The sequence below is a fragment of the Flavobacterium glycogeni genome, assembly GCF_048286775.1.
Classification (GTDB): domain Bacteria; phylum Bacteroidota; class Bacteroidia; order Flavobacteriales; family Flavobacteriaceae; genus Flavobacterium.
Map to the genome: position 1 here is coordinate 1 of NZ_JBLVPV010000070.1, position 1,297 is coordinate 1,297.

General features: G+C 50.0%; 1 protein-coding gene. It reads right to left on the reverse strand.

Annotation, left to right across the window (positions count from 1 at the left end; all coding sequences use genetic code 11):
* Window positions 1–1,297, reverse strand: a 1,297-nt coding sequence (locus tag ACNQGX_RS18310; RefSeq protein WP_417978747.1) for an Ig-like domain-containing protein, incomplete at both ends; no start/stop codon positions are given.

Sequence of the window (1,297 nt, forward strand, 5' to 3'; positions counted from 1 at the left end):
TGCTGTTTTAGTGTAAGAAACCGTACCACAATTATCAATAGCCACCGGAGCCAAGGCTTGTGCAGCGGTGATGGCCGCAGCATCGCTGCATTGTATGGTTGAGTTTAAGGCCGTAGCCGCCGTAGTCCAGCTTGGCACAGTAGTGTCTTCGATGGTGATCACCTGAGTGAAAGTAGCACTGGTATTCGAGCATACATCATTGGCAACCCAAGTGTTGGTGTACGTTCCTGTATTGGCACAACTTCCCGCAACAAACAATCCTGCTGTTTTAGTGTACGAAACCGTACCACAATTATCAGTAGCCACCGGAGCCAAGGCTTGTGCAGCGGTGATGGCCGCAGCATCGCTGCATTGTATGGTTGAGTTTAAGGCGGCAGCAGCGGTAGTCCAGCTTGGCACAGTAGTGTCTTCGATGGTGATCACCTGAGTGAAAGTGGTGCTTGGATTCGAACATACATCATTGGCAACCCAAGTGTTGGTGTACGTTCCTGAATTGGCACAACTTCCCGCAACAAACAATCCTGCTGTTTTTGTATACGAAACCGTACCACAATTATCAATAGCCACCGGAGCTAATGCCTGTGCAGCGGTGATGGCCGCAGCATCGCTGCATTGTATGGTTGAGTTTAAGGCCGTAGCAGCGGTAGTCCAGCTTGGCACAGTAGTGTCTTCGATGGTGATCACCTGAGTGAAAGTAGCACTGGTATTCGAACATACATCATTGGCAACCCAAGTGTTGGTGTACGTTCCTGTATTGGCACAACTTCCCGCAACAAACAATCCCGATGTTTTAGTGTAAGAAACCGTACCACAATTATCAGTAGCCACCGGAGCTAATGCCTGTGCAGCGGTGATGGCCGCAGCATCGCTGCATTGTATGGTTGAGTTTAAGGCCGTAGCCGCCGTAGTCCAGCTTGGCACAGTAGTGTCTTCGATGGTGATCACCTGAGTGAAAGTAGCACTGGTATTCGAGCATACATCATTGGCAACCCAAGTGTTGGTGTACGTTCCTGAATTGGCACAACTTCCCGCAACAAACAATCCTGCTGTTTTAGTGTACGAAACCGTACCACAATTATCAGTAGCCACCGGAGCCAAGGCTTGTGCAGCGGTGATGGCCGCAGCATCGCTGCATTGTATGGTTGAGTTTAAGGCCGTAGCCGCCGTAGTCCAGCTTGGCACAGTAGTGTCTTCGATGGTGATCACCTGAGTGAAAGTAGCACTGGTATTCGAGCATACATCATTGGCAACCCAAGTGTTGGTGTACGTTCCTGTATTGGCACAACTTCCCGCAACA